This window comes from Amycolatopsis sp. NPDC089917 (genome assembly GCF_040684635.1).
Lineage (GTDB): Bacteria > Actinomycetota > Actinomycetes > Mycobacteriales > Pseudonocardiaceae > Amycolatopsis.
Genome location: NZ_JBFBGL010000075.1, coordinates 1 through 26261 on the forward strand (window position 1 = coordinate 1; position 26261 = coordinate 26261).

The window sequence follows — 26261 nt, forward strand, 5'->3', positions numbered from 1 at the left end:
GTCCTACCTGGCGGGTCGGCTGATCGGCTGCTGACGCCCCCTTCACGTACGTATTGAAGTGTCCTTATGGGATGCCCAAGTCCGTGAAGGCCTCCTTGAGGGACCCAGAGTCCCTCAAGGAGGCCTTCACGGACTTCCGCATTCAGAGGACGGAATGCGGACGGGGGTCAGGAAGCGGGGGCCTCGATCAGCGGCCCGCTCACCCCGGCCTGCTCGTGCGTCGCCATCTCCGCGAGCACCCGCGTCGCCATGAACACCAGCGGCAGCGCCGTGACCGCGCCCGTGCCCTCACCGAGGCGCACGTCCAGATCCAGGATCGGCTCCAGGTCGAGGTGCTCCAGCGCCAGCGCGTGCGCGGGTTCGCCGCCGCGCTGACCCGCTGTCCACCACTGCCGCGCGCCCGGGACGAGCTCCTCGGCGACCAGCGCGGCCGCCGAGGCGACCAGGCCGTCCAGGATCACCGGCGTCTTCCGGAGCGCGGCCTGCGCGAGAAAGCCCGCCATGGCGGCGATGTCGGCTCCGGCGGACGTCCGCAGGAGCGCGACCGGGTCGGCCAGCACGGTCCTCGCCCGCCGCAGCGCGTCCCGTACCGCCGCGGCCTTGCGCATCCAGGCGTTGTCGTCGATCCCCGAACCGCGGCCGACGACGGCCACCGGTTCGCTGCCGGTCAGTGCCGCGACCAGTACCGAAGCCGGGGTGCTGTTCCCGATCCCGAGGTCGCCCGCGATGAGCAGGTCGGCCCCGCCGTCGACCTCGGCGTCGGCGATCGTCCGGCCCGCGCGGACGGCGGCACGGGCTTCGTCGTCGGTCAGCGCGTCCTCGACGTCGATCGAGCCGGAACCGCGCCGCACCTTGAACTCGCCGATCGACCGCGTCGCGGGGGCGTCGCTGTCGACGGCCATGTCGACCACCCGGACGCTCGCGCCCGCCGAAGCCGCCAGCACGTTGATGGCCGCGCCTCCGGTCAGCGTGCTGCCGACGAGTTGAGCGGTGACCTCGCCCGGATACGCCGAGACACCCTTCGCGGCGATGCCGTGGTCTCCGGCGAACACCACGACCCGGGGCCGCGTGAACGGCCGCGGTGGCGACTGGCCCTGGCAGGCCGCGACCCAGACGCCCAGTTCTTCGAGCCTGCCCAGGGAGCCCGCGGGTTTGATCAGTTTCGAATGCAGTGCGATCGCCGCGGAGCGCGCGTGTTCATCCGGCTGCTCGACTTCGGAGAACTCGAGGATTTCGTCGTCCAACGCCCTGCCCCTTCGGATCGCTTCGGTGGCCGGACCCAACCTACCGACCCGCCTGTGCCAGAGTTGCCTGTGGCTCAGACAAAGGCCGCCGGAGTGGTGCTCGCGAGCGGAGCGGGTACCCGGGTCGGCGCCAAGCTCAACAAGGTCTATCTGCCCGTGGCGGGCAAACGGGTCGTCGCGTGGTCGCTCGACGCCTTCGCCAGGGTGCCCGGCATCGACGTGCTCGTACTGGTCATCCGGCCGCAGGACACCGGACTCGCGCGCGAGGTGCTCGCCGCGCATCCGGGCGAGGTCGAACTCGTCCACGGCGGCGCGACGCGGCAGGGTTCCGAACTGAACGCCTTGCGCCACTTGACTTCCCGCATCGAGAGCGGCGAGATCGACGCGGTGCTGCTGCACGACGCGGCCCGTCCGCTCGTCACCCCGGAGCTGATCGCGGACGTCCTCGCCGGCACCCGGCGGTACGGGGGAGCGGTGCCCGGGGTCGCGGCCGACGACATCGTGCGCGTCGACGGCGACACCGTTTCCGGCGCGTTGCCGGGCGCGATCCGGGTGCAGACGCCGCAGGGTTTCCGCGCCGCACCGTTGCTGGAGGCGTACGAAACGGCGGAGCGCGAAGGTTTCGTCGGCACGGACACGTCTTCGTGCATGGAAAGGTTCTCCGCGCTGCCGGTGCGGTGGGTTCCGGGCAGCGCGGAGAACCTCAAGATCACCTACCCGCACGACCTCGTTGTCGCCGAGCAGGTGATCGGCCGAGGTTAGGGATCTCCCTGGTCGTCGGCCTTGGCTCCGTTGGCGGGCAGGATCGTGACCGGCCGGCGTGCCTCCATCGGGATCACGCAGTCCGGATGTGGTTGCAGCAACTGGATCGGCGCGGCGGCCTCGCCGGGCGGCGGGATGGTGAGCACCGCGCGCAGGGTCCAGTCGGCCGTCGAGTGGTACTGCCACGAAACGAGTGCTGGCTGGAAGACGTCCGTGTCGGCGAGGGTCGAGACCCGGAAGGCGCTCGCCCGTTCCTCACCGCGCAGGACGAGAACGTCGGCGCAGGCATCCCACTGGAACACGGCGGCACAGACCTCCGGCTCCTCACGGGGGCCGAAGATGTAGACGACCCACCGGCGTCTTCGAAGCTCTTCGAGCAGTTCGTCGATGCTCAGATGGTTCATCGAGCCCCCCAACGGGTTTCGGGAACTCTGCGGAGAGTAACAGGTGTACTAGAGCACCGTCCAGAATGTGTACTAGTACGTAATAATGGGGTGTGAGCAGGATCCTTGGTGCTCGCCCATTGGTGTGCTAGAACGCTTGTGCGCACCGCGCGACCTTGTGAGGAGTCACCTTGCCCGCCGTCGACCGACCTGAACCGCCGTATCTCCAGATCGCGGGAAACATTCGCGACGACATCGTTTCGGGAAGGCTCAAGGAAGGTGACGCGGTCCCGTCCGCGCGGGAGATCGCCAGGAACTGGAACGTCGCGATGGCGACGGCGATGAAGGTGCTCTCCACGCTCCGGGCGGAAGGTCTGGTCCGCGCGGTACGCGGGATCGGGACAGTGGTGCAGACCAGGGCACTGCACCGCTCCGCGCACGATCGGACGATCTCGATCGCGCGAACCGGCAAGGTTTATCCGCCGGGTCACTACGCGAAAATCCGGGAAGCCGGGCTCGTCCCGGCGCCGGAGCGGGTGGCGGGCGCGCTCGGGATCGATCAGGGTGCTCCGGCGATCAGGCGGCGGCGGACCACGTACGCCGGTCAGGGCATGCCGGTGTCGACGTCCGTTTCGTGGTTCGACGGCACTTTCGCGTCGAAGGCGCCCTTGCTGTTCGAACCGGTGCGGATCGTCGAAGGCACGGTCAAATACGTTGCGGACCGGACAGGCCGGGTTCTGACGTCGACCCATTCTCAGCACGCCGCGGGGCTGGCGGGTGCCGAGGAGGCGAAGGAACTCGGTGTGGCCGAGGGTTCGGCGATTTTGTTGAGCCGTAACAGGTTCTTGTCCGCCGAGGGAGACGTACTCGAGTACGGCGAATCGGCGGCATTGCCGGATCATTGGATTTTCTACGAATACAACATCGAGGACGGGGCATGAAGCACATTCACGCGGGTAAGGTCCGTGACCTTTACGAAATCGACGGCGACATTCTGCTCGTCGCATCGGATCGCGTTTCGGTCTACGACGTCTCGCTGCCGACCCCGATCCCGGACAAGGGCGCGCTGCTGAACCAGCTTTCCGCCTGGTGGTTCGAAAAGATGGCGGACGTGGTGCCGAACCACGTCATTTCCACGACCGACGTCCCCGCGGAATTCGCCGGCCGCGCCACGCGCTGCAAGCCGCTGAAGATGATCCAGGTCGAGTGCATCGCGCGCGGCTACCTCACCGGTCTCGGGATGCGCGAATACCGGCGCGACGGCAAGGTTTCCGGCGTCGAACTGCCCGCCGGTCTCGTCGAGGCGGACAAGCTGCCCGAGCCGATCTTCACGCCCACCACGAAGATCTCCGACACCGGTCACGACGAGTTCATGACCTTCGCGGACGTCGTGAACGAGATCGGCCAGGAGACCGCGGACCGCATCCGCGACCTGACGCTGGAGGTCTACACCAAGGGCGCGGAACACGCGGCGAAGAACGGCATCATCATCGCCGACACCAAGATCGAATTCGGTTTCGACGCCGACGGCGTGCTGACGCTCGGGGACGAGGTCCTCACGTCGGACTCGTCGCGGTTCTGGCCCGCCGACGAGTACGAGCCGGGCCGCACGCAGCACGCGTTCGACAAGCAGTTCGTCCGTGACTGGTCCACGACCACCGGCTGGGACAAGACGCCACCCGGCCCCGCGATCCCGGACGAGATCGTCGAGGCGACCCGCAAGCGCTACACCGAGGTCTACGAGCGGATCACCGGGAAGACCTGGGTACCCGGTGGTGGTCATGCCTGAGCAGCAGGTCTACGACCCGTACCGGTTGATCGACGACGTCGAGGGCCTGCTGATCCAGCGGGGCCACCGGCCGGAGCGGCTCGACGGCCGGACGGGTGACCGCGTCGCGGGCGCGAGCAGGTTGTTGCGGGGCCTGGGAATCGACCCCTTGCGTGCCCCCGGTGACGCTCTCGACCTGGACGGCCAGATCGCTTACCAGTCCCGGGTGCACGGGGACTGACGCAAGACGAAACGTCGCATTTAGTCGACTAATCGCGGGAAAAGCGTCCGCGGTTAGTCGACTAAATGCGTTCAGGGGGTCAGGGCGAGCGGGTGAGGGTGGGGTCGGTCTCGGTGACGCCGTCGAGGGCCTCGTCGATCGCGGCGAGCAGGTCCGCGTCCAGCTTCACGCCGGCCGCCTTCACGTTCTCGTGCACCTGTTCCGGCCGCGAAGCGCCGATGATCGCCGAAGCGACGTTCGGGTTCTGCAGCACCCACGCCACGGCGAGCTGGGCCATCGTCAGGCCCGCCTTGTCCGCGAGCGGCTGAAGCCGCTGGACGCGCTCCAGGACGTCGTCGTTGAGGAAGCGGGCGACCATGTTCGCGCCGCCCTTCTCGTCCGTCGCGCGGGAGCCCTCGGGCAGCGCCTGGCCGGGCTTGTACTTGCCGGTGAGCACGCCCTGCGCGATCGGCGACCAGACGATCTGGCTGAGCCCCTCGCGCTCGGAGGCGGGGATGACCTGCGCCTCGATGACCCGCCACAGCGCGCTGTACTGCGGCTGGTTCGAGATCAGGGGCACCTTCAGTTCGCGGGCGATCGCCGCGCCCTGGGTGATCTGCTCGGCGGTCCACTCCGAGACGCCGACGTAGAGGACCTTGCCCTGCCGGACGAGGTCGGCGAAGGCGAGGAACGTCTCTTCGAGCGGGACGGTCCGGTCGAACCGGTGCGCCTGGTAGAGGTCGACGTAGTCGGTGCCGAGCCGCTTCAGCGAAGCGTGCGCCGACTCCATGATGTGCTTGCGGCCGAGGCCCGTGTCGTTGGGACCCTTGGGGCCGGTCGGCCAGTAGACCTTGGTGAAGATCTCCAGGCTCTCGCGGCGCAGGCCCTTCAGGCCGCGGCCGAGCACCGATTCGGCCGCCGTGTTCGCGTAGACGTCGGCGGTGTCGAACGTGGTGATGCCGACGTCGAGCGCCGCCTTGATGCAGGCCTGGGCCTGGTCCTCTTCCACCTGGGACCCGTGGGTGAGCCAGTTGCCGTACGAGATCTCACTGACATTGAGGCCACTGCGGCCCAGTCGTCGAAACTCCATGAGCCCGACTCTACCCCAGGCCGTTAGCCACGCTAACGACCCGGGTTTCGCCTGATCAGACCTTGTCGCCGGGGCTGACCCGCGGCTTCGGGACACGCAGCTTGCGGATCTGGCTCGCGCGGATGAACGAGTACCAGCCGACCGAGGTGCCCTTGATCACCTCGTCCGGGAACTTCAGCCGGACCATCTTCGCGATCCGGCGTCCGCTGAGCACGCCCTCGACGATCATGCCGAGCAGCATCACGGTGCACAGCAGCGTCGCGTACCGCTGCACCTCCGGGTACGGGAGGATCAGCGCGACGAACACCAGGATCGCCAGCGGCATGAACAGGCCGAGCAGGTTGCGCCGCGAATCGACCAGGTCGCGGATGTAGGCCTTGACCGGGCCGCGGTCGCGGGGGAGCAGGTACTTGTCCTCGCCCGCCATCATCCGCTCGCGGCGTTCCTTGGCGGCGTTGCGCTGCTTCGCCTTGTACTCCGGGTCGGACTTCGCGGACTTGCGCAGTTCCTTGTTGCGCTTCATCGCCTCGCGCATGGTGGTCGGCGGCGGCGCCACCGGACCGCGGCGCTTGGCCTCGGCCTCACGCCGCTTGGGCGTGGCCTTGCCCTTGCCGGGCGTGTACGCCTTGGCCTGGACCTCGACGGCCTTGCTCTCGGGCGTCTCGGTGTCCGTCGTGGCGGAGTCTGTGGTGCTACGGCGCAGGAACCTCACCTCACCAGGGTAGTTGCAGCCGTCACGGTGCCACGCACCAGGCCGAGCGATATGTCACCATGGAGGGGAACAGATCGGGACTCCGACGTGTTGGACCATGTGCAAGACGAGTACCCGCAGCGAGTTCGACCAGAGGGAGAACCATGACGACCGCTGAGCAGGCAGCCGCAGCTCAGGCCGAGACCGCCGAGGAGACGCACGGCGTCACCTTGACCGACGCCGCCGCCGTCAAGGCGAAGGCCCTGCTCGAGCAGGAGGGCCGTGACGACATGCACCTGCGCATCGCCGTCCAGCCCGGTGGGTGCGCGGGTCTGCGCTACCAGCTGTTCTTCGACGAGCGCACGCTCGACGGTGACCTGTTCCGTGACTTCGACGGCCTCCGCGTGGCCGTCGACCGGATGAGCGCGCCGTACGTGTCGAGCGCCGTGATCGACTTCGTCGACTCGATCGAGAAGCAGGGCTTCACGATCGACAACCCCAACGCGACCGGCAGCTGCGCCTGCGGCGACAGCTTCCACTGATCCGCGTCGAGGCATGAAGAAGGGCCGCGAACCTCACCCAGGTCGCGGCCCTTCCTCATGCCCGGAACGGGATCAGACGTAGGCGTCCAGATCGGCGACCTGGGCGAGGCAGCGCTCGTCCACGGTCCAGGGCGGAGCGATCTGCCGGGGCAGGGGCAGGTTCTCGGCCTGGAGGGACGACGGGATCCCGGCACAGTCGGCGATGAGTTCGCCGATCGATTCCGGTTCGAGGTGATACGCAGGAGTGGTCACGAACGACAAGTTAATGACTCGTGTTCGAGTAGGACACCACTACCAACCGGTAGTGTTGATGGCCGTGCCTGAAGCAACCCGTATGGGGCATGACCTGCGGGTAACTTAGCCGTCCTCGCCTTCGCGGGGCCGACCGATCAAGGAGAACCGGTGGCAGACAGCGCCAGGATCGCAGTATCCGGCAGTATCGCAACCGACCATCTCATGCACTTCCCGGGCAGGTTCGCCGAGCAGCTCATCGCCGAGCAGCTGCATCGCGTGTCCCTGAGCTTCCTGGCCGACGACCTCGTCGTCCGGCGGGGCGGGATCGGCGCGAACATCGCCTTCGGCCTCGGCGTGCTCGGCAAGCGCCCGATCCTGGTCGGCGCGGTGGGCTCCGACTTCGCCGACTACCGCTCGTGGCTGGAGCGGCACGGCGTCGACACCGCCGGCGTGCTGGTCTCCGAGGTCGCGCACACCGCGCGCTTCGTCTGCACCACCGACGAGGACCTCTGCCAGATCGCCACCTTCTACGCCGGCGCGATGGCCGAATCCCGCAACATCGAACTGGCGCCGGTCGCCGCGCACGCCGGTGAGCTGTCGCTCGTGCTGATCAGCCCGGACGACCCCGAGGGCATGGTCCGGCACGCCGAGGAGTGCCGCCAGCGCGGTTACACCTTCGCCGTCGACCCCTCGCAGCAGCTCGCGCGGATGGACGGCGAGCAGGTGCGCGCCTTCGTCGACGGCGCGAAGTACCTGTTCAGCAACGACTACGAATGGGAACTGCTGCTCCAGAAGACCGGCTGGACCGAGGCCGACGTTCTCGACCGCGTCGGCATGCGGATCACCACGCTCGGGGAGAAGGGCGTCGAGATCATCGGCAAGGACGGTCTCTCGCTGCAGATCGGCGCCGTCCCGGAACGCGGCAAGGTCGACCCGACCGGCGTCGGCGACGGCTTCCGCGCCGGGTTCATCGCCGGGCTCGACGGCGGGCTCAGCCTGGAGCGTTCGGCGCAGCTGGGCTCGCTGATCGCCGTGCTGGTGCTGGAGACCGTGGGCACGCAGGAGTGGACCTTCGACCGCACGGACGTCCTGGGGCGCCTCAAGGAAGCCTTCGGCCCGGAGTCGGCCGAGGAGATCGCGGCGATCCTGCCGGCCTAAGTTTGAAGTCCGTGAAGGCCTCCTTGAGGGACTCTGGGTCCCTCAAGGAGGCCTTCACGGACTTGCACAGCAGGGGAGCGAGCGAGGGAAGGGCCCCCTTCAGCCGCGTCCGGTCAGGATTCCGGCGACCTCGGCGGGGCGCGACATGTGGGGACAGTGCCCGGCGTCGATCTCGATCGCGCCGACGCCGAGCCGCTCCCTTGCCGCCTGGCGCATCCACTCCGGTTTCAGCGTGCGGTCGCGCGCGGGGACGATCACCGTCGACGGGATCTCCGGCGCGGGCTCGGCGTGATGGGCGGCGAGGACCGCGGGACTGAACAGCCGCAGGCTGTCCAACGCCAGATGTTCGGTCTCGGGATCGCAATCGTGGAAGAGGAACTCCGACGCCTTCGCGGGATCCGCGGTCGGGTCCACGCCGATCCACTCGGGGGCGAACGAGGCCGGGACCTCGTCGCGCAGGCTCCGCCCGCCGGCGAAATCGGGGATGTAAGCGGCGACCCACACCAGCGCCCGCGCGTCGAGCGCCTCGGCGATCGCGGGGAGCAGGACCCCGGCCCCGGAATGGGCAACGACGATCGGCCGCTCGCCGTCGTACTGGTCCCGCGCGTGCTGCGCGTAGCCCTCGACGGGCAGATCGGCCGGGGTCAGCAGGTCCACCGCGATCGCGCGATGCCCGGCGGCCCTGAGCAGTTTGGCCACGCGGTCCCAGCCTGCCGGGCTCTGCGTCGTGCCGTGCACGAGGACGAAGTCCATCGCTCCATGCTGGCCTCCACCGGAGGAACGGTGAAGGCCAGCGTGCCGAGTCGTGACTAGAGTTTCACCGGGTAGACGGGTTCCGGGATCTCGGGCTTGATGCGGTTCTCGACGAAGATCCCGTGCCACAGCATGAACACCAGCAGCGCCCACAGCTGGCGGCTGCGGTCGAGCTGCCCGGCCTTGTGCTCGTCGAGCAGCGCCAGGACGGCCTTCTTGTCGAGCAGCGCGTCGGTCTGCGAGTCCGAGATGATGCCCTTGGCCCAGTCGTACATCTCGTTGCGCAACCACAGGCGGATCGGCACCGGGAAGCCGAGCTTGCGTCGGTTGAGCACGTGCCCCGGGATGATCTTCGCCAGCGCCTGGCGCAGCGCGTACTTCGTGGTGCCGTGCGCGAGCTTCTGGTCCAGCGGGATGGTCGAAGCGACCTTGAACACCTCGGCGTCGAGGAACGGCACGCGCAGTTCCAGCGAGTTCGCCATGGTCACCTTGTCGGCCTTGACCAGGATGTCGCCGCGCAGCCAGGTGTAGAGGTCGACGTGCTGCATGCGCGCGACCGGGTCCCAGTCCTCGGAGATCTTGTACCAAGGAGCGGTGACGTCCTTGAAGCCGATGCCTTCCTCGTACGTGCGCAGAACCTTGCGGAGCTGGTCGTCGCGGAAGTTGCGCGCGTTGCCGTAGTAGCGGTCCTCCAGCGGCAGCGCCCCGCGCCGCAGCAGGTCCTTGCCGCGGGTGCCTTCGGGGATCTTCGTGGAGACCTTGCCGATGATCTTCCGCATGCCGCCGGGGATCTTCTCGAACGGCGCCAGCGAGATCGGCTCGTTGTAGATCGTGTAGCCGCAGAAGAGCTCGTCGGCGCCTTCGCCGGACAGCACCGCCTTGACGTGCTTGCGCGCTTCGCGGGCGATGAACCACAGCGGCACGAGCGCCGGGTCGGCAACCGGGTCGTCGAGGTACCAGACGATGAGCGGCAGCGCCTCCATCATCTCGTCCGCGGACACCGTGCGGACCACGTGCTTCACGCCGATCGCGGCGGCCGATTCGGCGGCGACGTCGACCTCGGAGTAGCCCTCGCGCTCGAATCCGGTGGTGAACGCGATCAGGTTCGGGTTGTGCTCCTTGGCCAGCGTCGCGGTCGCGGTGGAGTCGATGCCGCCGGAGAGGAAGGCGCCGACCGTGACGTCCGGGTCGGAGATCATGTGCTTGCCGACCGAGTCGCGCATCACATCGGCGATGCGCTCGTACAGTTCGTCGGCCTCGGCCTGGTTGTTGACCGGCTTCGCGTTGAACTGCGGGTGGAAGTAGCGGGTGAACTCGACGTTTCCGCCCGGGACGACCCGGAACGACGTGCCGGACTCGACGCGGCGGACGCCGGTGTGCATCGACTCGGGCTCCGGCACGTACTGGAGGACCAGGTAGTGCTGGAGGGCCGTCTTGTCCAGCTCGTCCTCGACGCCGAGCACGCTCGAAAGCTCCAGCAGGCTCTTCTTCTCGCTGGAGAAGGCGATCTTGCCGGGGCCCGCCGAGTAGAACAGCGGCTTGATGCCGAACGGGTCGCGCGCGCCGAAGACGACCTTCTCCTGGGAGTCCCAGATCATGAAGGCGAACATGCCGCGCAGCTTCTTCACCGCGTCGTCGCCGAGGTAGTGGTACGCCGCGACGATCGCCTCACCGTCACCCTCTGTGGCGAATTTCGCACCGTGCTCGGCGGCCAGCTCGTCGCGCAGCTCTTTGTAGTTGTAGATCTCGCCGTTGAAGTTCAGCGTGTAGCGCTCGGGCGCTTCCGGCGGACCCCAGATCAGCGGCTGGTGGGCGTGGTCGACGTCGATGAAGGCCAGCCGGTTGAAGCCGTAGACCACCTCGGCGTCGGCCCAGGTGTCGTGCTCGTCGGGGCCGCGGTGGCGCTGGCAGCGCATGGCCGCGTCGACGGCGTCACGGGCGCTGGCAGCGTCGGCTTCGGTCGAACAGATCAGTCCAAGCAGGCCGCACACGTCTAGTTCACACACCTCTTGTTGGCCGAGCGGGGGAGAAGGGCCCAGTATGCCCGGGTGTACATACACCCGGATGTGGTGGGGGATACGCGTGTTGGGGTTACCCCTTAGTCAGCGCGGCGCCACAACTCGGCTAGGCTCCGCCCTGTCACAAAGATCGGTCGAGGAGGCTCTGGGTGAAAGGGCAAGGCGCAGTGGGAAATCCAGAGCGCATCCCGGTTAAGCGGGCTGGTCGTATCGCAGCGCTCGCGGCGCTGGTGATGCTGACCGCGACGGGCTGTTCCGGGGACGAGATCCTCCGCTTCGGCTGGCCGGTCGGGGTGACCCCGCAGGCGCACGACATGCGCACCCTGTGGACGTGGACGGTCGTCGCGGCGCTGGCCGTCGGTGTCATCGTCTGGGCGCTGATCTTCTGGACCGCGATCTTCCACCGCAAGAAGAAGACCGCCGACGGCGCGGAAGAGGAACTGCCCCGCCAGTTCCAGTACAACATCCCGCTGGAGATCTTCACGGTCGTCGTCCCGACGATCATGGTCTGCGTGCTGTTCTTCTTCACCGCGACCACCGAGAACCGCGTGCTCGCCGAGACGGACAACCCGGACGTCACGGTCGACATCGTCGCGTTCCAGTGGAACTGGGAGTTCAAGTACAAGAGCGACTCCAAGAACCACGACGACCCCGAGATCACCACGGTCGGCAGCTCGACCGAGATCCCGCTGCTCGTCCTGCCGACGAACAAGACGATCCAGTACAACCTGCGGTCGGCGGACGTCATCCACTCGTTCTGGGTGCCGGAGTTCCACTTCAAGCGGGACGTCATGCCGGACCCGGAGAAGAACAACCAGGACTTCACCTTCCAGAACTCGATCGACAAGGAAGGGTCGTTCGTCGGCCGCTGCGCCGAGCTGTGCGGCACCTACCACTCGGGGATGAACTTCGAGGTCAGGGCCCTTTCGCCGGACAAGTACGCGCAGTACATCCAGCTCCGCGGCACGGTGAACCCGAAGAGCGGCAAGCCGAACACGGCTTCCGAGGCGCTGACGGCGATGAACTGCGGCGACCTGTGCGCGCCCTACGCCGTCACCACCACCCCGTTCAACACCGACCGCACCGCGCGGGTCGCGTCCAACTGACCCGGCTGTTCGAGCCCGAAACAGGAGTGAGGCAACGTCCATGAAGGTCGAAGGACGGATTTTCTTCCTCGTCGCGGTCTTCTCCGTCATCGTCGCGGGTATCTACGCGTACATGACCGGAACGATGACCCGCGACGGCGTCGAGCCGGTCGGTGTGGTGGCCCTGATCCTCACCGGTGGCCTGGCCTTCCTGGCCGGGAGCTACCTGCAGTTCGTGGCGCGGCGCATCGAGCCGCGGCCGGAGGACCGGGAAGACGCCGAGATCAGCGACGGCGCCGGTGAACTGGGCTTCTTCAGCCCGGGCAGCTACTGGCCGATCGGTCTCGCGGCGGCCGCCGCGCTGACCGGTGTCGCGCTCGCGTTCTTCCACATCTGGCTGCTGATCATCGCCCTGGGCCTGGTCATCATCGCCATCGGCGGGCTGGTGTTCGAGTACCACACCGGCCCGAACCACGACTGACGTCCCGACGCCGAAGGCGGCGCCTTGGTCTTCGGACCGGGGCGCCGCTTTTCGCATTCAGAGGACTAAACGCGGGCGGGCTGGGGCTCGGGTCGGCGGGCGGGCGTGCGTTTCGGCGCGAGGGCGGCCGCCAGGACGGCCAGCATCCCCAGGCCCTCCGGCCAGGTCGGCCGGTGCCCGTAGGCGAGGACGTCCACCACCACGGCGACCACGGGGTAGATGTAGGACAGCAGCGCCACCGTCATGGTCGGCAGCTTGCCGATGCTCGCGTACATCAGGACGTACATCAGCGCGGTGTGCACCGTGCCCAGCAGGACCAGCCACAGCAGCCCTGAGGTGTTCGTGGGCAGCGGCGTGACGAGCAGGGCGGGGGCGAGCACGATCGTGCCGGTCACCAGCTGCACGGCCGCCAGGACGTGCGGGCGCACGTGGGTGAGCTGCTTCGCGACGAACGAGGCGCCGGCGTAGAGCGCGGCCGCGCCGAGAGCGAGCGCGATGCCTTCCAGCCGCACGGGTTTGCCGTCGGCGCCGTGCGCGGACAGGGAGATGAGCGTCACGCCGCCGAACGCGATCAGCGCCCGGATCAGCTGGCTCTTCGCCATCTTCTCGCCGAGGAACGCCGCCGCGAGACCGACCAGCATCAGCGGCTGCGTGTGATAGACGACGGTGCTGACCGAGATCGAGGACAGCGCGTAGGACGCGAAGAGCAGTACCCAGTTCCCGACCAGGAACAGCCCGCCGAGGATGGCGAGCAGCAGGTCGCGGCGAGTGAGCGTCCACGGGCGGAGCCAGCCGCGGGCGGCGCTCCACACCAGGAGCAGCAGGCCGCCGACCAGGCTCCTCGCGAACGCCACGGCGGGCGCGTCGGCCCCGCTTTCCAGGACGACGGCGCCGATCGTGCCGGACAGCGCCATCGCGGCCGTCCACTGGAGCAGGGGGTTGTTCTTGTTCATGGGCACCACTTTCGCCCTCGTTCCCGCGGTCGACCAGTGTCAGAGATGACATCGACCGCAAAACTTGTGACACACTGCCCGGATGGATGTGAAGAAGGTCGCGGTGGTGCTCGCCGACCAGGTGTCGCCGTTCGAACTCGGCGTCGCGTGCGAGGTCTTCGGCACCGATCGCAGCGCCGACGGCATCGAAGGCTGGGATTTCGCGGTCTGCTCCCCCGGCGGAGAGAACGTCCTGAGCTGGTCCGGTTTCGGGCTCGACGGGCTGGAGAGCCTGGACTTCGCGGCGTCCGCGGACCTGCTGATCGTCCCGACCTGCGCTCCTCGCAGCGCTCCTCCGCCGGAACCGGTCCTGGAGGTCCTTCGCGACGCCGCCGATCGGGGCGCCTGGGTCGCGGGCTTCTGCGCGGGCGTCTTCTCGCTCGGCTACGCGGGACTGCTCGACGGGCGCAACTGCACCGTCCACTGGGTCTACGAGCAGGAGTTCCGATCGCGTTTCCCGACGGCGAAGGTCGACCCGAAGGCGTTGTACGTCGACGACGGCGGCGTCCTCACCAGCGCGGGGACCGTCGCCGCCGTCGATCTGTGCCTGCATCTGGTGCGCGAACTGCGCGGTGTCGCCGCGGCCACCACGCTGGCCAGGCGGATGGTCGCGGCGCCGCACCGGGTGGGCGGGCAGGCGCAGTTCGTGCAGGCGCCGGTCCCGGAGACCGCCGCGCCGGACGACACCGTGCTCGCCGAAGCGCTCGAATGGATCGAGCGGCGGCTGGATCGGCCGTTCACCGTCGCTGAACTCGCCCGGCGCAGCGGTCTGGGGGAGCGCACGTTCCTGCGCCGGTTCTCGGCGGCCACCGGGACGACCCCGCACCGGTGGCTCACCGAACGCCGCCTCGACCGCGCGCAGTCCCTGCTCGAAGAGGGACGTCTGTCCATTGAGGACATCGCGGTCGCCTGTGGGTACGCCTCGGCGGCGGCGCTGCGGCACCAGTTCGGCAAGCTGCGGGGGACCAGTCCGAGCGCCTACCGCAAGACGTTTTCCTTGGGCTAGAAGGACATTTCCTGCCCGACGGTGACCTGGACGTGGTCAGGAACCTCGTCGTGCCGATCGCCGACGGAAAGCGTTCCGGTCGGCTCGAACAACAGCAGCGACGCACCGTCCACTGAGGACGGTTTGTGGAAAGTCCCGCGCGGGACGACGAACACCGAGCCGCGCGGCAGTGTGACGACCCGTTCGCCCGCCTCCTCGCGCAACGCGATGTCCAGGCTGCCGTCGAGGACGAGGAAGAACTCGTCGGTGTTCTCGTGGACGTGCCAGACGTGCTCGCCCGCGACCTTGGCGAGACGGACGTCGTAGTCGTTGACGTGGGTGACGATCCGCGGACTCCAGATCTCGTCGAACCCGGCCAGCGCGGTCTGCAGATCGATCGGTTTCTCGCTCATGGCCCGATCCTGGTCACTGGACCGGCCGGGCGGTGAGTGCTAGGAATCGCATATGTCGCATGATTCCTCGCACGAGGTCGCCGTCCTGGTCGACGAGGGGTCCAATCCCTTCGAAATGGGCGTCGCGACCGAGCTCTTCGGCCTGCGGCGGCCCGAACTGGACCGGCCTTGGTACGGCTTCACGCTGTGCGCCGCCGAGCCGTCCGTACGCATGCACCTGGGGATGTTCACCCTCAGCGGGGTCGCCGGGCTCGACGCCGTGGAGGCCGCCGACACGGTGATCGTGCCCAACCGGCCCGATCCGGAGACCCCGGTGCGGGAACCGGTGCTGACGGCCATCCGCGCAGCGGCCGCGCGGGGCGCCCGGCTGGTGAGCTTCTGCACCGGCGCCTTCACGCTCGCGCAGGCGGGCGTCCTGGACGGGCGGCGCGCGACCACGCACTGGAAATGGGCCGGGCTCTTCAGTGAGTCGTACCCGAACGTGCTGCTGGAGCCCGACGTGCTGTTCGTCGACGACGGCGACATCCTGACCGCGGCGGGCAGCGCGGCCGCGCTCGACCTGGGACTGCACCTGATCAGCCGCGACCACGGCGCCGAGATCGCCAACGCGGTGAGCAGGCGGCTGGTGTTCAGCGGGCACCGCGACGGAGGTCAACGGCAATTCGTCGAACGGCCGTTGCCGCCGGTGCCGGACACCTCGCTGGCGCCGGTGCTCGAATGGGCGCGGGAACGGCTGGACCGGCCGCTCACCGTCGCCGATCTCGCCGCGCGGGCGGCGGCCAGCCAGGCGACGCTGCACCGGCGGTTCCGCGCCGAACTCGGGACGACGCCGCTGGCGTGGCTCACCACGGAGCGGATCGCGCTGGCGTGCCGGCTCATCGAGCGCGGCGAACAGCGGCTGGACCTGGTGGCGCGGGCTTCGGGTTTCGGTACCGCGGCGAACCTGCGGGCCCAGCTGAGGCGGGCTACGGGACTGACGCCTACGGCTTACCGGGCACGGTTCAGCACCGCTTCGTAGGCGTTCGCCGGTGGCGTCGACCCGCGCCATGAAAGGCCCCTTCATAGCGCTTGCTGGAGGGGGCGGCGTCCGGAGGGGCGCAAGAGGTCGCGGGATGTCATGAAAGGGTCGTTCAGGACGAAAAACGTCTTGAACGACCCTTTCATGACACTCTCGGGAACGAGTGCGGCGCGAGCGGGACCGAGGCGGGACGAAAACGCGCGTCAGGCGAAGGCGATCCACCGGTTCAGCAGGTCGGCCGCCGCGCCCGAGTCGATGGCCGAGGCCGCCCGCGCGAGCCCGGCCGCGAGGTCGTCTTCCAGTGACCCCGAGAACCCGGCGAAAGCCGCCAGCGCGGCCGCCGAGTTGAGCAGCACCGCGTCCCGCACCGGACCGGTCTTCCCGGCCATCACCTGGCGGAACACGTCGGCGTTGTGCGCCGCGTCGCCACCGCGCAGGTCGTCCGCGGTCGCCCGCGCGATGCTCAGCGACGAAGGATCGAAGGTCCGCTCGGTGATCTCGCCGCCGGAGACCGCCCACACCGAGGTGGTGGTCGTGGTGGTGATCTCGTCGAGCCCGTCGTCGCCGCGCACGAGCAGCACGGTCATCCCGCGCCGTGCGAACACCTCGGCCAGCACGCGCGTCTTGTCCTCGTACGCGCAGCCGATCAGCGAACTGCGCGGTTGCGCGGGGTTGGTGAGCGGGCCCAGCAGGTTGAACGTCGTGGGCACGCCGAGCTCGCCGCGCGTCGGGCCGGCGTGGCGCAGCGCGGGGTGGAACTTCGGCGCGAAGCAGAAGCCGATGCCCAGCTCGTTCACGCTGCGCTGCACCGTCTCGGGCGGCAGGTCGATGGTGACGCCCAGCTCCTCCAGCACGTCGGCCGCGCCGGACTTCGACGACGCGCTCCGGTTGCCGTGCTTGGCCACCGGGGCGCCTGCCGCGGCCGTCACCACCGTGGCCATGGTGGAGATGTTGACCGAATTGGACCGGTCGCCGCCGGTGCCGACGATGTCCACCGACGGCCTGTCGATGGTCACCCGTTTGGCGTGCGCCAGCATGGCGTCGGCCATCCCGGAGATCTCCGCCGGTGTCTCACCCTTCGCGCGCAGCGCGACGGCGAATCCGGCGATCTGGGAGGGTGTCGCCGCCCCGCTCATGATCTGGTCCATCGCCCACGCGGTGTCCTCCTCGGACAGATCCGCGCGCGCGATGAGCTGGTTGAGCAGGGACGGCCAGGTCTTGATGGTCACCAGCTCAGCCGTGCACGGCCGGCACCCGCCGGGCGCGCAGCACGTCGGCGACGGTCTCGGCGGCGGTCAGCGGGTCGAGCGGGTGGACCAGCACCGCGTCGGCCTGCGACCAGGTCGCCAGCCAGCGGTCGTCCTTGCGCCGCACCGAAACCACGATCGGAGGGCAGTCCTCGATCTCGTTCTTCAGCTGACGGGTCAGCCCGATGCCGCCGGTCGGCTGCGCCTCGCCGTCGAGGATGGCCAGGTCCACGTTGCCCGCGTCCATCTCGACGAGCACCTCGGAGATGCCGGACGCCTCGGTGTAGTCCACCCGGCCGAGGTCGGCGGCGGGCCTGCGGCCGACGGCGTTGATGATCGCCTCGCGCACCTCCGCCTTGTGGCTGAACACCAGGATCCGCATCGCCTGCTCGCCCATGAGCGCGCCTCCGCCTCGTCTAGTCATGTCGACCCCGCGATGTTATCCGCCATGACCGACATCACGTGGGCGCCCCCGACGGCTGGAGCGCGTCCCAGCCCACCGAATCCCCGCCGAGCCGCTGCGCGAGCCCCGCCATCCGTGACCGTTCCTGCGCGCAGTGCAGCGCGTCGAGGGTCTGGACGCGCAGGGCGTGCGCCAGCGTGAGATCGCCGTCCGGGCCCTGTTCCCGCAGCTCCCAGCCGTCCTGGGCGAGGATCGAGGCCGCCTCCGCCACCTTTTCGGGCGGAAGTTTCAAGTGGTGGCGCAGGATCGCCGGCGCTTCGGCGACCCAAGCGGGTGATCTCGCGAGCACCGAAGAATCCGCCTCGGCGGGATCGAAGGCCTCCGCGACGATCTCCACGCCGGGCGTGTCGACGGTCAGACCTGGGATCTTCGGCTTCTTGACCAGGTCACGAAGCCGATCTAGTAAACCCATGAGTAGCCCTGTTCCCACTTTCGTTCAGATGTGACCCGACACGCACGCGACTTGCCGTGGACCCACCCGGCGGGCCCCATGCGTGAGAGGACATAATGCGACGCGTGACAACGGCAGCTCCCACCATCAGCCAGCGGGTCCACTCGCTGAACCGGCCGAACATGGTCAGTGTCGGCACCATCGTGTGGCTGTCCAGCGAACTGATGTTCTTCGCCGGACTGTTCGCCATGTTCTTCACCGTGAAGGCGCAGAACGCGACCGGCCAGTGGCCGCCGCCCCTGCACGGTGAGCCCTTCGAGTTGAACGTCGCCCTGGCGATCCCGTTCACGGTGATCCTCGTGGCGTCCTCGTTCACTTGCCAGTTCGGCGTGTTCGCCGCCGAAAAGGGTGACGTCTTCGGCTTGCGCCGCTGGTACATCATCACGTTGATCATGGGCGCGATCTTCGTCGGCGGCCAGGGTTACGAGTACCTCCACCTGATCGACGAGGGGATGACGATCCCGTCCGGCCCGTTCGGCACGGTCTTCTTCCTCGCGACCGGGTTCCACGGCCTGCACGTCATCGGCGGGCTCATCGCGTTCGTGTACCTGCTCATCCGCACCAAGCTGAGCAAGTTCACCCCGGCCCAGGCCACCTCGGCGATCGTCGTGTCGTACTACTGGCACTTCGTCGACATCGTGTGGGTGGGCCTGTTCGCGGTGATCTACATCCTTCCGTGAACGAAGCCGCCACCACGACCTATCGGCCTGAACTGACAGCAAGGGTTGCCGCAAGATGACCTCCAGCAAGAACGACACGGAGCGCCGCTTCCGCAAGCGGTCGAAGGCACGCAGGCGGTTCGCCGGCGTGCTGGCGCTCGGGATCGCGCTCCTGAGCGTGGGCGGGCTGTACGCCGTTTTCGCGCCGGAGCCGCAGACCGCGCAGGCGCAGGGCGAGTCCGCCCTCCTGCGCGAGGGCGAGAAGCTCTACAACAACACGTGTATCGAATGTCACGGGCCGAAGCTAGAAGGTGTCACCGACCGTGGCCCGAGCCTCATCGGCATCGGCGACGCGGCCGTGTACTTCCAGACCTCGACCGGCCGCATGCCGGCGGTCCGCCAGGAAGCCCAGGCGCAGCGGAAGCCGCCGAAGCTGTCCGAGGCCGAGATCAACGCACTGGGCGCCTACATCCAGGCCAACGGCGGCGGCGCGCAGCGTCCCACCGAGAAGGGTGACGCGCTGCGTGGCGAGGACGTCGCGCGCGGCAGCGAACTCTTCCGCCTCAACTGCGCCTCCTGCCACGGCTTCACCGGCCGCGGCGGCGCGCTCTCGTCGGGCAAGTTCGCCCCGAACCTGGACCCGGCCACGGAAGAGCAGATCTACACCGCGATGCTCACCGGGCCGCAGAACATGCCCAAGTTCTCCGACCGGCAGCTGTCGCCGGAGGAGAAGAAGGACATCATCGCGTTCGTGAAGTCCGTGAGTCACGGGAACAACGCACCCGGCGGTAGCTCGCTCGGCGGTCTTGGCCCGGCCTCGGAGGGCGCGATCGCGTGGATCGTCGGGATCGCCGCGCTGATCGGCGTGACGTTGTGGATTGGATCGAAGGCATGAGCGCCGAAGGGCCGAAGCCGCCGACAGAGGCGGAATTGGCGGACATGGATCGCGACCAGCTCGTCAAGCTGGGTACCGCGCTCGACGGGGTCGAGATCGTGGAGTACCCGAAGCCGTGGCCGGTCGAGGGGACACGGGCGGAGAAGCGCGCCGAGCGCACTGTCGCCCTCTGGTTCGTGCTGGCCGCGCTGTCCGGCCTCGCGTTCGTGGTCCTCATCGCGTGGCCGCACTGGTTCGAGTACAAGGAGCCGGGTACGACCGGTTACACCAAGTACACGCTGTACACGCCGCTGCTCGGGGTCTCCCTCGGGCTCGCCGTGCTCAGCCTCGGTATCGGGGTGATCCTCTACACCAAGAAGTTCATCCCGGCCGAGGTCGCCGTGCAGGAGCGCGGGGACGGCGGTTCCAAGGAGGTCGACAAGGCCACCATCGTCGCCCAGCTGGCCCACTCGGGTAACGACAGCACCATCGCGCGCCGTTCGATGATCAAGCGGTCCGCGGGTGCCGGTGCCGGTGTGCTCGGCCTCGCCGTCGCGGCGCTGCCGGTCGCGTCCTTCATCAAGGACCCGTGGAAGGACACCGAGAACCGCGACTCGCTGTGGCACTCAGGCTGGAAGAAGAACTTCCCGGAAGAAGAGGTCTTCCTGCGCCGCAACACCGGCCGTCCGCACGAGATTTCCCTGGTCAGGGTCGAGGACCTCGACGCGGGCGCCATGGAAACGGTGTTCCCGTTCCGTGAGTCCGAGCGGGAGGACGAGCACGCCCTGTCGGCCGCCTTCAAGCGCGTCGACAACCCGGTCATGCTGATCCGCCTCCGCCCGACCGACGCCGCGAAGGTCGTCAAGCGGGCTAAGCAGGAGGATTACAACTTCGGCGACTACTACGCGTACACGAAGATCTGCAGCCACGTCGGCTGCCCGACCTCCCTGTACGAGCAGCGGACCAACCGCATCCTCTGCCCTTGTCACCAGTCGCAGTTCGACGCGCTCCACTACGCCAAGCCGATTTTCGGACCGGCGACCCGGCCGTTGGCCCAATTGCCGATTACAGTGAACAAGGACGGCTACCTGGTCGCGCGCGGAGACTTCAACGAGGCCGTCGGACCGGCCTTTTGGGAGCGTAAGTCATGAGTTCACTCACCACCCCGACCAAGGGGACGAACCCGGCCGAGAAGGCCGTGGGCGCTGGTGCGAAGTGGGCCGACGACCGGTATCACCTGGCCAAGGGCATGCGGCACCAGATCAACAAGGTGTTCCCGACCCACTGGTCGTTCCTGCTCGGCGAGATCGCGCTCTACAGCTTCCTCATCCTGCTGCTGTCGGGTGTGTACCTCACGCTGTTCTTCGACCCCTCCATGGAGGAGGTCGTCTACAACGGCAGCTTCACCGGTTTGCAGGGTGTCGAGATGTCGCGGGCCTTCGCGACCACGCTGGACATCTCGTTCGACGTCCGCGGTGGTCTGTTCGTCCGCCAGCTGCATCACTGGGCCGCGCTGATCTTCGTGGCGTCGATGATGGTGCACATGTTCCGGATCTTCTTCACCGGCGCGTTCCGGCGCCCGCGTGAGGCGAACTGGGTCATCGGCGCGCTGCTGCTGGTCCTGGGCATGTTCGAGGGCTTCTTCGGTTACTCGCTGCCGGACGACCTGCTCTCCGGTACCGGTATCCGCGCGACCCTGTCGGGCATCGTGCTGTCGGTGCCGGTCATGGGCACCTGGATCCACTGGGCGCTGTTCGGCGGGGAGTTCCCGGGCAACGAGATCATCCCGCGCCTGTACACGATCCACATCCTGCTGCTGCCGGGCATCATGCTCGGCTTGGTGGCCGCGCACCTCGCGCTGGTCTGGTACCAGAAACACACGCAGTTCCCGGGCGTGCGCCGCAAGGAGACCAACGTCGTCGGCGTCCGGATCATGCCGGTGTTCGCGCTCAAGGGCGGTGCGTTCTTCGCTCTGGTCACGGGTGTCATCGCGCTGATGTCGGGGCTCTTCCAGATCAACCCGATCTGGAACATCGGCCCGTACAACGCGGCGCAGGTCTCGGCGGGTTCCCAGCCCGACTGGTACATGGCCTGGGCCGACGGCATGCTGCGGATCTGGCCCGCGTGGGAGCTCTACCTCGGAAACTACACGGTCCCGGCGGTGTTCTTCCCAGGCGCGGTCGGGATGCCGCTGCTGATCGGCTTGCTGGTGATGTATCCCTGGATCGAGCGGAAGCTGTCCAAGGACACCGCGCACCACAACCTGCTGCAGCGTCCACGCGACGTCCCGGTCCGGACCTCGCTCGGCATCATGGCCCTCACGTTCTTCGCGGTCATCATGCTGTCGGGCTTCAACGACATCATCGCGTTCGCCTTCGACATCTCGCTGAACGCGACGACGTGGGCGGGCCGGATCGGCGTGCTGCTGCTGCCGCCGATCGCGTACTACATCACCTACCGGATCTGCCTGGGTCTCCAGCGGGCCGACCGCGAGGTGCTGGAGCACGGTGTCGAGACCGGCATCATCAAGCGCCTGCCGCACGGTGAGTTCATCGAGATCCACCAGCCGCTCGGCCCGGTGGACGACCACGGTCACCCGCTGCCGCTCGAGTACCAGGGCGCGTCGGTGCCGAAGAAGATGAACAAGCTCGGTTCGGCCGGTCACGCCGTCGCGGGTTCGACCTGGTCGCCGGACCCGGTCGAGGAGACCATCGCGCTGGAGCGCGCCCGGGCCAACGGGCACGGCTCCAACGGACACGGTGCCAACGGCAACGGCAAGGTCGACGACATCGGCGGTGAGCCCTCGCAGGAGCGCAAGGAGATCACCTCCGGGCACTAAGCTCGACAGAAGTACATGAAGGCCCCCTTCCTTGCGCCAGGCGCAAGGAAGGGGGCCTTCATGTACTGAGGGGAGACTCAGGCGCCTTCGACGCCGATGTCGAACGCGGACTCGCTGTCGGCCTTCGAGTACGAGCGGAACGCGATGTGCGTGACCGTGCTCAGCACGCCGGGGACCTTGCCGATCTTCGCCGGGATCAGATCCGCCAGGTCTTCGTGGGCCGCGACGCGGACCGAAGCGATCAGATCGACGTCGCCCGCGCAGGAGTAGACCTCGCGGACGCCCTCGATGTCCGCGATCGCCTGTGCCGCCTCGGGGATGGCATCGGCCTCGACCTGGATCAGCACGATCGCGGTGATCACTACAGCGCCTCCTACTTAAGGGAATCCGGTGCCGCGATCCTAGCCCGCCACCTGCTCCAACGCCGTCGCGCTCGCCGCGAGGTCCAGCCACTCCTGCCAGCCGCCCGCGACGGCGGCCGGCTCCGCCCAGGGGTGCGTGGTGCGCACGAGCCGGACGCCCGGGCGGGTCAGCCAGCGCAGCAGGATGCGGACCTCTTCGGAGATCGCGCCGAAGAGCGGGCCCGGGCCCGGGATCACCGTCTCCGCCGAGGCCACCAGCAGCTCGACCACCGGCATCGGCGGTGTCCCGCGCCGCGCGACGCCCGCCGACGCGAGCCTGCCGTGCCGGATCACCGCCAGTTCCCAGCCGCCGTTGCCGTCCGGTCCGGCGGCGATCAGCTCCGGGATGCCCGCCAGCGCCGACAGCCGGTGCGCCCGGCCGACCGCGCGGATCAGCCCGGCCAGCTGATCGCGGTGCCGGGCGGCCTGTTCGTAGTGCTCCGCCGCCGAGAGCCGGGCGAGCTGATCGGCGGCGTCCCGCAGCGGCCGCCCGTCCGTCCCGGCGATGAGCCCGGACACCGCCAGCACGCCGGGGCGGTACGCCTCGACCGTCTGCTGACCGGCGCACGGGGCACCGCAGCGGCCGAGTTCGGCGAGGACGCAGGGCTTGCCGTTCGGCGAGGTGGCCGAGATGCGCTGGGTGCACGTCCGCAGCCCCGAGGCGCCGGCGAGGGTGTCCGCGGCCGATCGGGCGTCGGTCTGGGTGCGAAAGGGCCCCAGCATCCCGTCTCGCGGCATGCGGACCACCGACAGGCGTGGGAAGGCCTCCTCGGTCAACGCGACCCACCAGGCGTGCCGTGGGTTCTTGGAACGGCGGTTGTACATCGGACGGTGGGCGGCGATCAGCCGTAGTTCGCGGACCGCCGCCTCCAGCGAGTGCGCGCACTCGACCGCGTCGACCCGTTCGGCCAGCGCGACCATCTCCCGGATCCGCCCGCGGCTCTCCGAGCCGGTGAAGTACTGCCGGACCCGGCGGCGCAGGTCGGACGACGTCCCGACGTAGAGCACCTCGTCGCTGGGGCCGCGGAACAGGTAGACGCCGGGCCGCGACGGCAGGTGTTCGGCCAGCGAACGTTTGCGGCGCTGGGCCGGGGTGACCTCGGGCAGGTAGTCCAGGAGTTCTTCGAGTGTGTGGACGCCCAGGTTGCCCACGCGTTCGAGCAGCGCGTGCAGGACGTCGACAGTGGCGCGCGCGTCCGCGAGCGCGCGGTGGTTGGGCGTCGTGCGCGCCCCGAACAACGCGGCCAGCGCGGACAGGCGGTAGCTGGGGGTCTCGTCGCGGGAGATGACGCGGCGGGCGAGCCGGACCGTGCAGACCACGGCCGTCTTGGGCCAGTGATAGCCGTGGCCCTCGCAGGCCGCGCGCATGAAGCCGGTGTCGAAGGCGGCGTTGTGCGCCACGAGCACCGCACCGGAGATGAACTCGAGGAACGACGGCAGCACGCGTTCGATCCGGGGAGCGTCGTAGACCATCGCGCCGGTGATCCCGGTGAGCTCGACGATCTGCGGCGGGATCGGCATGCCCGGGTTCACGAAGGTGGCGAACTCGCCGACGATCTCGCCGGCGCGGATCTTGACCGCGCCGATTTCGGTGATCCCGTCCGGGCCGGGTTTGGTGCCGGTGGTCTCCAGGTCGAACACGACGAAAGTGATGTCCCGCAAAGGGGTTCCCAGCTCGTCGAAGGCGAGTTGCGCCGCGCCGGGCCGCCGTCCGGTGTCCATGATCGGGCACAGTAGGGGTGGGCACCGACAATCCCGGGATGTGCACTCGCCGTCCCATTGAGCGCGGCCCGAGGCCATGGGGCCTACGCTGGAGCGATGCAACCGCAGCCCGCAGTGCCCGAATTGCCCGAGGACGCCACCGGCGGCCCCTCGGGTGTCGTGGCGCCGGTGGGTGACGAAGAGACGTCGGAAGAGGTACCGGCCGAGGGCTGGACGGCCCTGCCGGAGACCGTGCGGGAGCGGATCGCCGAGCTCGCGGCCGCCGCCGTCGGCAAGCTGCCCGTCGCCGACGTGCCGAGGCAGCTGCGCCCGGTCGCGAAGTTCGCCCCGGCGAAACGCGCGAAACTCGGCGGGACGGCGTTGCTCGCCGCGCTGGGGGAGTCGTCGCAGTTCCGGGTCGCCGTCACCGAATGGCTGCGCGACCACCGCAAGGACGCCCTCGACCCGAACGCCCCCGATTCCGTCGCCGCCGCGGCCGCCGCCGTGCTGCTCGGCGAAGCGGGAGCGGCCGGACGCGTCCGGTTGGTGGCGAAGAACGCCGAGGAGACGGCGTTGCGCGCCGAACGCGACGCCGCCTTGGCCCGCAACCAACGCCTTGAGACCGAAGTGGCCCAGTTACGCGAGGAGTTGCGCGAGGCCAGGGAGATCGCCGGTGGGGCGCGGGGCGAACGCGACGCCGAAGTCGACAAATTGCTGAAGCGCCTGCGGGAGCAAGGTGTCCAGTTGCGACAGGCCAAGGACGCCGTCGCCGAGGCACACGTTCAGCTGGAAAGCGGAGGGGCCGAACGCGCCGAGGAGATCAAGGCGCTGAAGGCCCAATTGGACCGTGAGAAGCAGCGTGTGGCGACGGAGCGGGCGCGGGCGGAGAAAGCCGTCACGGACGCCGAGATCGCGCGTCAGTCGGCACGTGAGGCCCGTCAGGCGGACGAGGTCCGGCTCGGACTGTTGCTGGACACCATCGAAGGAGCGGTCGGCGGGCTTCGCCGGGAACTCTCGGTGAGCGCGCGGGGCCAGCGTCCGGCGGACATGGTCCGCGGCGCGACGTCGGGGCTGGGCGCGGGCGGCAAGATCCAGGACGTCACCGCGCTCGACAGGCATCTCGCGCTGCCCAACGTGCATCTGATCGTCGACGGCTACAACGTCACGAAGACCGGATATCCGGAGATGGCGCTGTCCGATCAGCGGGACCGGCTGATCCACCAGCTTTCCGCGCTCGCCGCGCGGACCTCGGCCGAGGTGACCGTGGTGTTCGACGGCGCCGGCGTGCTTTCCGTGCCCGCCGCGGTGCCGCGCGGGGTGCGGGTGCTGTTCTCCGAGCGCGGCGTGCTCGCGGACGACGTCATCCGGTCGCTGGTCGCGGCCGAGCCGCCGGGGCGGCCGATGGTCGTCGCGAGCACGGACCGGGCGGTGGCGGATTCGGTGCGGCGCAAGGGCGCGCATCCGGTTCCGTCGGCGGTGCTGGTGTCGAGGCTCAGCCGGGTGTGAAAGGGGTGCGGGGGCGCTTTATCGCGAACCTCGCCGGAATGCGTTGCGAAAGCCACTTTCGCACCATCACTGTTCCGCTGGCACGCATCTGGCCGGGTCGGTCGGCATCCGCGGTCGGGCGATTTCGCGTGATCGGCGGGACGACACGCGTGACTGAGTGGACGACACGCGGCGGGAGTCGCCGGTATCCGGGTGCCGTCCGTTTTCGCGACGTTGGGCGCCACCGGAGCGCATCGGGTCGGGGTGGTCGTGAGTGGCGATTCGTGTTCTAACCCGAATCGCC

Annotated in this window: 29 protein-coding genes; 15 read left to right on the plus strand and 14 right to left on the minus strand. The window is 68.7% G+C overall.

Annotation, left to right across the window (positions count from 1 at the left end; translation table 11 throughout):
• Positions 1-167 precede the first annotated feature (167 nt).
• Positions 168-1244, minus strand: coding sequence for a nicotinate-nucleotide--dimethylbenzimidazole phosphoribosyltransferase (gene cobT / locus AB0N89_RS35390; protein ID WP_364214154.1), 1077 nt, complete (start codon positions 1242-1244; stop codon positions 168-170).
• A 93-nt stretch (positions 1245-1337) separates the two neighbouring features.
• Here cobT and AB0N89_RS35395 point away from each other — a divergent pair, with 93 nt between their 5' ends.
• Positions 1338-2006, plus strand: a complete 669-nt coding sequence (locus tag AB0N89_RS35395; RefSeq protein ID WP_364214241.1) for an IspD/TarI family cytidylyltransferase — start codon at positions 1338-1340, stop codon at positions 2004-2006.
• Here the strand turns inward: AB0N89_RS35395 and AB0N89_RS35400 are convergent.
• Positions 2003-2410, minus strand: a complete 408-nt coding sequence (locus AB0N89_RS35400) for a hypothetical protein (protein WP_364214157.1) — start codon at positions 2408-2410, stop codon at positions 2003-2005. The two genes, AB0N89_RS35395 and AB0N89_RS35400, sit on opposite strands and share 4 nt — an antisense overlap.
• 170 nt (positions 2411-2580) lie before the next feature.
• Between AB0N89_RS35400 and AB0N89_RS35405 the strand changes: the two genes are divergently transcribed.
• From AB0N89_RS35405 to AB0N89_RS35415, 3 genes are read left to right on the plus strand one after another with little or no spacing between them, the layout of a single operon-like run.
• Entirely contained in the window at positions 2581-3330 is a 750-nt protein-coding gene (locus tag AB0N89_RS35405) for a GntR family transcriptional regulator (protein WP_364214160.1), read from the plus strand.
• The gene (locus AB0N89_RS35410) at positions 3327-4178 is read left to right on the plus strand and encodes a phosphoribosylaminoimidazolesuccinocarboxamide synthase (RefSeq protein ID WP_364214163.1); all 852 of its coding nucleotides are present in this window, start codon (positions 3327-3329) and stop codon (positions 4176-4178) included. The genes AB0N89_RS35405 and AB0N89_RS35410 overlap by 4 nt, the downstream gene beginning before the upstream one ends.
• Positions 4171-4398 (plus strand): hypothetical protein, encoded by a 228-nt coding sequence (locus AB0N89_RS35415; RefSeq protein WP_039795309.1) that lies wholly within the window; start codon positions 4171-4173, stop codon positions 4396-4398. Before AB0N89_RS35410 ends, AB0N89_RS35415 begins: the two co-directional genes overlap by 8 nt.
• A gap of 79 nt (positions 4399-4477) precedes the next feature.
• On the opposite strand, the gene AB0N89_RS35420 is transcribed toward AB0N89_RS35415, so the two are convergent.
• Entirely contained in the window at positions 4478-5467 is a 990-nt protein-coding gene (locus tag AB0N89_RS35420) for an aldo/keto reductase family protein (protein WP_364214166.1), read from the minus strand.
• A 55-nt stretch (positions 5468-5522) separates the two neighbouring features.
• Entirely contained in the window at positions 5523-6179 is a 657-nt protein-coding gene (locus AB0N89_RS35425; RefSeq protein WP_364214169.1) for a DUF3043 domain-containing protein, read from the minus strand.
• Between the two features lie 143 nt (positions 6180-6322).
• On the opposite strand from AB0N89_RS35425, the gene AB0N89_RS35430 reads away from it, so the two are divergent.
• Entirely contained in the window at positions 6323-6700 is a 378-nt protein-coding gene (locus tag AB0N89_RS35430) for an iron-sulfur cluster assembly accessory protein (RefSeq protein ID WP_005164197.1), read from the plus strand.
• Between the two features lie 72 nt (positions 6701-6772).
• Here the strand turns inward: AB0N89_RS35430 and AB0N89_RS35435 are convergent, their stop codons facing one another.
• A complete protein-coding gene (locus AB0N89_RS35435) occupies positions 6773-6961 on the minus strand; it encodes a hypothetical protein (RefSeq protein WP_005164196.1) in 189 nt (62 codons plus the stop codon).
• Positions 6962-7102: 141 nt separating this feature from the next.
• Here AB0N89_RS35435 and AB0N89_RS35440 point away from each other — a divergent pair, with 141 nt between their 5' ends.
• Positions 7103-8092, plus strand: a complete 990-nt coding sequence (locus AB0N89_RS35440; protein WP_364214174.1) for a carbohydrate kinase family protein — start codon at positions 7103-7105, stop codon at positions 8090-8092.
• A gap of 99 nt (positions 8093-8191) precedes the next feature.
• Here AB0N89_RS35440 and AB0N89_RS35445 read toward each other — a convergent pair whose 3' ends face one another.
• Both AB0N89_RS35445 and asnB read right to left on the minus strand, forming a co-directional pair.
• Positions 8192-8845 carry an alpha/beta hydrolase gene (locus AB0N89_RS35445; RefSeq protein ID WP_364214177.1) on the minus strand — a complete coding sequence of 218 codons (654 nt, stop codon included), beginning with the start codon at positions 8843-8845 and terminating at the stop codon, positions 8192-8194.
• A gap of 56 nt (positions 8846-8901) precedes the next feature.
• The gene (asnB, locus tag AB0N89_RS35450) at positions 8902-10836 is read right to left on the minus strand and encodes an asparagine synthase (glutamine-hydrolyzing) (protein WP_364214180.1); all 1935 of its coding nucleotides are present in this window, start codon (positions 10834-10836) and stop codon (positions 8902-8904) included.
• 260 nt (positions 10837-11096) lie between these two features.
• On the opposite strand from asnB, the gene AB0N89_RS35455 reads away from it, so the two are divergent.
• On the plus strand, positions 11097-11969 hold the full coding sequence (locus AB0N89_RS35455) for a cytochrome c oxidase subunit II (protein WP_364214183.1): 873 nt from the start codon (positions 11097-11099) through the stop codon (positions 11967-11969).
• Between the two features lie 40 nt (positions 11970-12009).
• Entirely contained in the window at positions 12010-12429 is a 420-nt protein-coding gene (locus tag AB0N89_RS35460) for a cytochrome c oxidase subunit 4 (protein WP_364214186.1), read from the plus strand.
• 65 nt (positions 12430-12494) lie between these two features.
• Here AB0N89_RS35460 and AB0N89_RS35465 read toward each other — a convergent pair whose 3' ends face one another.
• Positions 12495-13382 carry a DMT family transporter gene (locus AB0N89_RS35465; protein ID WP_364214189.1) on the minus strand — a complete coding sequence of 296 codons (888 nt, stop codon included), beginning with the start codon at positions 13380-13382 and terminating at the stop codon, positions 12495-12497.
• A gap of 82 nt (positions 13383-13464) precedes the next feature.
• Here AB0N89_RS35465 and AB0N89_RS35470 point away from each other — a divergent pair, with 82 nt between their 5' ends.
• Positions 13465-14427 (plus strand): helix-turn-helix domain-containing protein, encoded by a 963-nt coding sequence (locus AB0N89_RS35470; RefSeq protein ID WP_364214192.1) that lies wholly within the window; start codon positions 13465-13467, stop codon positions 14425-14427.
• Here AB0N89_RS35470 and AB0N89_RS35475 read toward each other — a convergent pair.
• On the minus strand, positions 14424-14819 hold the full coding sequence (locus AB0N89_RS35475; RefSeq protein WP_364214195.1) for a cupin domain-containing protein: 396 nt from the start codon (positions 14817-14819) through the stop codon (positions 14424-14426). The two genes, AB0N89_RS35470 and AB0N89_RS35475, sit on opposite strands and share 4 nt — an antisense overlap.
• A 52-nt stretch (positions 14820-14871) precedes the next feature.
• Here AB0N89_RS35475 and AB0N89_RS35480 point away from each other — a divergent pair, with 52 nt between their 5' ends.
• On the plus strand, positions 14872-15837 hold the full coding sequence (locus tag AB0N89_RS35480) for a helix-turn-helix domain-containing protein (protein WP_364214198.1): 966 nt from the start codon (positions 14872-14874) through the stop codon (positions 15835-15837).
• A 203-nt stretch (positions 15838-16040) separates the two neighbouring features.
• Here the strand turns inward: AB0N89_RS35480 and trpD are convergent, their stop codons facing one another.
• From trpD to AB0N89_RS35495, 3 genes are all read right to left on the minus strand, one after another.
• Positions 16041-17066 carry an anthranilate phosphoribosyltransferase gene (trpD, locus tag AB0N89_RS35485; protein WP_364214201.1) on the minus strand — a complete coding sequence of 342 codons (1026 nt, stop codon included), beginning with the start codon at positions 17064-17066 and terminating at the stop codon, positions 16041-16043.
• 4 nt (positions 17067-17070) lie between these two features.
• On the minus strand, positions 17071-17481 hold the full coding sequence (locus AB0N89_RS35490) for a hypothetical protein (RefSeq protein WP_016336048.1): 411 nt from the start codon (positions 17479-17481) through the stop codon (positions 17071-17073).
• A 61-nt stretch (positions 17482-17542) separates the two neighbouring features.
• A complete protein-coding gene (locus AB0N89_RS35495; RefSeq protein ID WP_093938734.1) occupies positions 17543-17959 on the minus strand; it encodes a hypothetical protein in 417 nt (138 codons plus the stop codon).
• A 95-nt stretch (positions 17960-18054) separates the two neighbouring features.
• On the opposite strand from AB0N89_RS35495, the gene AB0N89_RS35500 reads away from it, so the two are divergent.
• The 4 genes from AB0N89_RS35500 to AB0N89_RS35515 are packed head-to-tail and all read left to right on the plus strand — an operon-like array spanning position 18055 to position 22370.
• On the plus strand, positions 18055-18678 hold the full coding sequence (locus tag AB0N89_RS35500) for a heme-copper oxidase subunit III (protein ID WP_005164165.1): 624 nt from the start codon (positions 18055-18057) through the stop codon (positions 18676-18678).
• A gap of 55 nt (positions 18679-18733) precedes the next feature.
• Entirely contained in the window at positions 18734-19552 is an 819-nt protein-coding gene (locus AB0N89_RS35505; RefSeq protein ID WP_191257452.1) for a c-type cytochrome, read from the plus strand.
• Positions 19549-20682: a ubiquinol-cytochrome c reductase iron-sulfur subunit gene (locus AB0N89_RS35510; protein WP_364214206.1), complete on the plus strand. Its 1134-nt coding sequence runs from the start codon at positions 19549-19551 to the stop codon at positions 20680-20682. Before AB0N89_RS35505 ends, AB0N89_RS35510 begins: the two co-directional genes overlap by 4 nt.
• Positions 20679-22370: a cytochrome bc complex cytochrome b subunit gene (locus AB0N89_RS35515; RefSeq protein WP_364214209.1), complete on the plus strand. Its 1692-nt coding sequence runs from the start codon at positions 20679-20681 to the stop codon at positions 22368-22370. Before AB0N89_RS35510 ends, AB0N89_RS35515 begins: the two co-directional genes overlap by 4 nt.
• A 77-nt stretch (positions 22371-22447) precedes the next feature.
• On the opposite strand, the gene AB0N89_RS35520 is transcribed toward AB0N89_RS35515, so the two are convergent.
• On the minus strand, positions 22448-22732 hold the full coding sequence (locus tag AB0N89_RS35520; RefSeq protein ID WP_005154220.1) for an Lrp/AsnC ligand binding domain-containing protein: 285 nt from the start codon (positions 22730-22732) through the stop codon (positions 22448-22450).
• A 39-nt stretch (positions 22733-22771) separates the two neighbouring features.
• Positions 22772-24493 carry a DEDD exonuclease domain-containing protein gene (locus AB0N89_RS35525; protein ID WP_364214213.1) on the minus strand — a complete coding sequence of 574 codons (1722 nt, stop codon included), beginning with the start codon at positions 24491-24493 and terminating at the stop codon, positions 22772-22774.
• Positions 24494-24589: 96 nt separating this feature from the next.
• Here AB0N89_RS35525 and AB0N89_RS35530 point away from each other — a divergent pair, with 96 nt between their 5' ends.
• Complete coding sequence (locus tag AB0N89_RS35530; RefSeq protein ID WP_364214216.1) at positions 24590-25978, plus strand: NYN domain-containing protein; 1389 nt, start codon at positions 24590-24592, stop codon at positions 25976-25978.
• The last annotated feature ends 283 nt before the right edge of the window (positions 25979-26261 follow it).

Excerpts from the sequence above, each read along its gene's own strand:
- AB0N89_RS35400 (WP_364214157.1), bottom strand. The coding sequence starts at position 2,410 with ATGAACCATCTGAGCATCGACGAACTGCTCGAAGAGCTTCGAAGACGC.
- AB0N89_RS35410 (WP_364214163.1), top strand. The coding sequence starts at position 3,327 with ATGAAGCACATTCACGCGGGTAAGGTCCGTGACCTTTACGAAATCGAC.
- AB0N89_RS35415 (WP_039795309.1), top strand. The coding sequence starts at position 4,171 with ATGCCTGAGCAGCAGGTCTACGACCCGTACCGGTTGATCGACGACGTC.
- AB0N89_RS35420 (WP_364214166.1), bottom strand. The coding sequence starts at position 5,467 with ATGGAGTTTCGACGACTGGGCCGCAGTGGCCTCAATGTCAGTGAGATC.
- AB0N89_RS35430 (WP_005164197.1), top strand. The coding sequence starts at position 6,323 with ATGACGACCGCTGAGCAGGCAGCCGCAGCTCAGGCCGAGACCGCCGAG.
- AB0N89_RS35445 (WP_364214177.1), bottom strand. The coding sequence starts at position 8,845 with ATGGACTTCGTCCTCGTGCACGGCACGACGCAGAGCCCGGCAGGCTGG.
- AB0N89_RS35455 (WP_364214183.1), top strand. The coding sequence starts at position 11,097 with ATGCTGACCGCGACGGGCTGTTCCGGGGACGAGATCCTCCGCTTCGGC.
- AB0N89_RS35460 (WP_364214186.1), top strand. The coding sequence starts at position 12,010 with ATGAAGGTCGAAGGACGGATTTTCTTCCTCGTCGCGGTCTTCTCCGTC.
- AB0N89_RS35465 (WP_364214189.1), bottom strand. The coding sequence starts at position 13,382 with ATGAACAAGAACAACCCCCTGCTCCAGTGGACGGCCGCGATGGCGCTG.
- AB0N89_RS35470 (WP_364214192.1), top strand. The coding sequence starts at position 13,465 with ATGGATGTGAAGAAGGTCGCGGTGGTGCTCGCCGACCAGGTGTCGCCG.
- AB0N89_RS35475 (WP_364214195.1), bottom strand. The coding sequence starts at position 14,819 with ATGAGCGAGAAACCGATCGATCTGCAGACCGCGCTGGCCGGGTTCGAC.
- AB0N89_RS35480 (WP_364214198.1), top strand. The coding sequence starts at position 14,872 with ATGTCGCATGATTCCTCGCACGAGGTCGCCGTCCTGGTCGACGAGGGG.
- AB0N89_RS35490 (WP_016336048.1), bottom strand. The coding sequence starts at position 17,481 with ATGGGCGAGCAGGCGATGCGGATCCTGGTGTTCAGCCACAAGGCGGAG.
- AB0N89_RS35495 (WP_093938734.1), bottom strand. The coding sequence starts at position 17,959 with ATGGGTTTACTAGATCGGCTTCGTGACCTGGTCAAGAAGCCGAAGATC.
- AB0N89_RS35500 (WP_005164165.1), top strand. The coding sequence starts at position 18,055 with ATGCGACGCGTGACAACGGCAGCTCCCACCATCAGCCAGCGGGTCCAC.
- AB0N89_RS35505 (WP_191257452.1), top strand. The coding sequence starts at position 18,734 with ATGACCTCCAGCAAGAACGACACGGAGCGCCGCTTCCGCAAGCGGTCG.
- AB0N89_RS35510 (WP_364214206.1), top strand. The coding sequence starts at position 19,549 with ATGAGCGCCGAAGGGCCGAAGCCGCCGACAGAGGCGGAATTGGCGGAC.
- AB0N89_RS35515 (WP_364214209.1), top strand. The coding sequence starts at position 20,679 with ATGAGTTCACTCACCACCCCGACCAAGGGGACGAACCCGGCCGAGAAG.
- AB0N89_RS35525 (WP_364214213.1), bottom strand. The coding sequence starts at position 24,493 with ATGGACACCGGACGGCGGCCCGGCGCGGCGCAACTCGCCTTCGACGAG.
- AB0N89_RS35530 (WP_364214216.1), top strand. The coding sequence starts at position 24,590 with ATGCAACCGCAGCCCGCAGTGCCCGAATTGCCCGAGGACGCCACCGGC.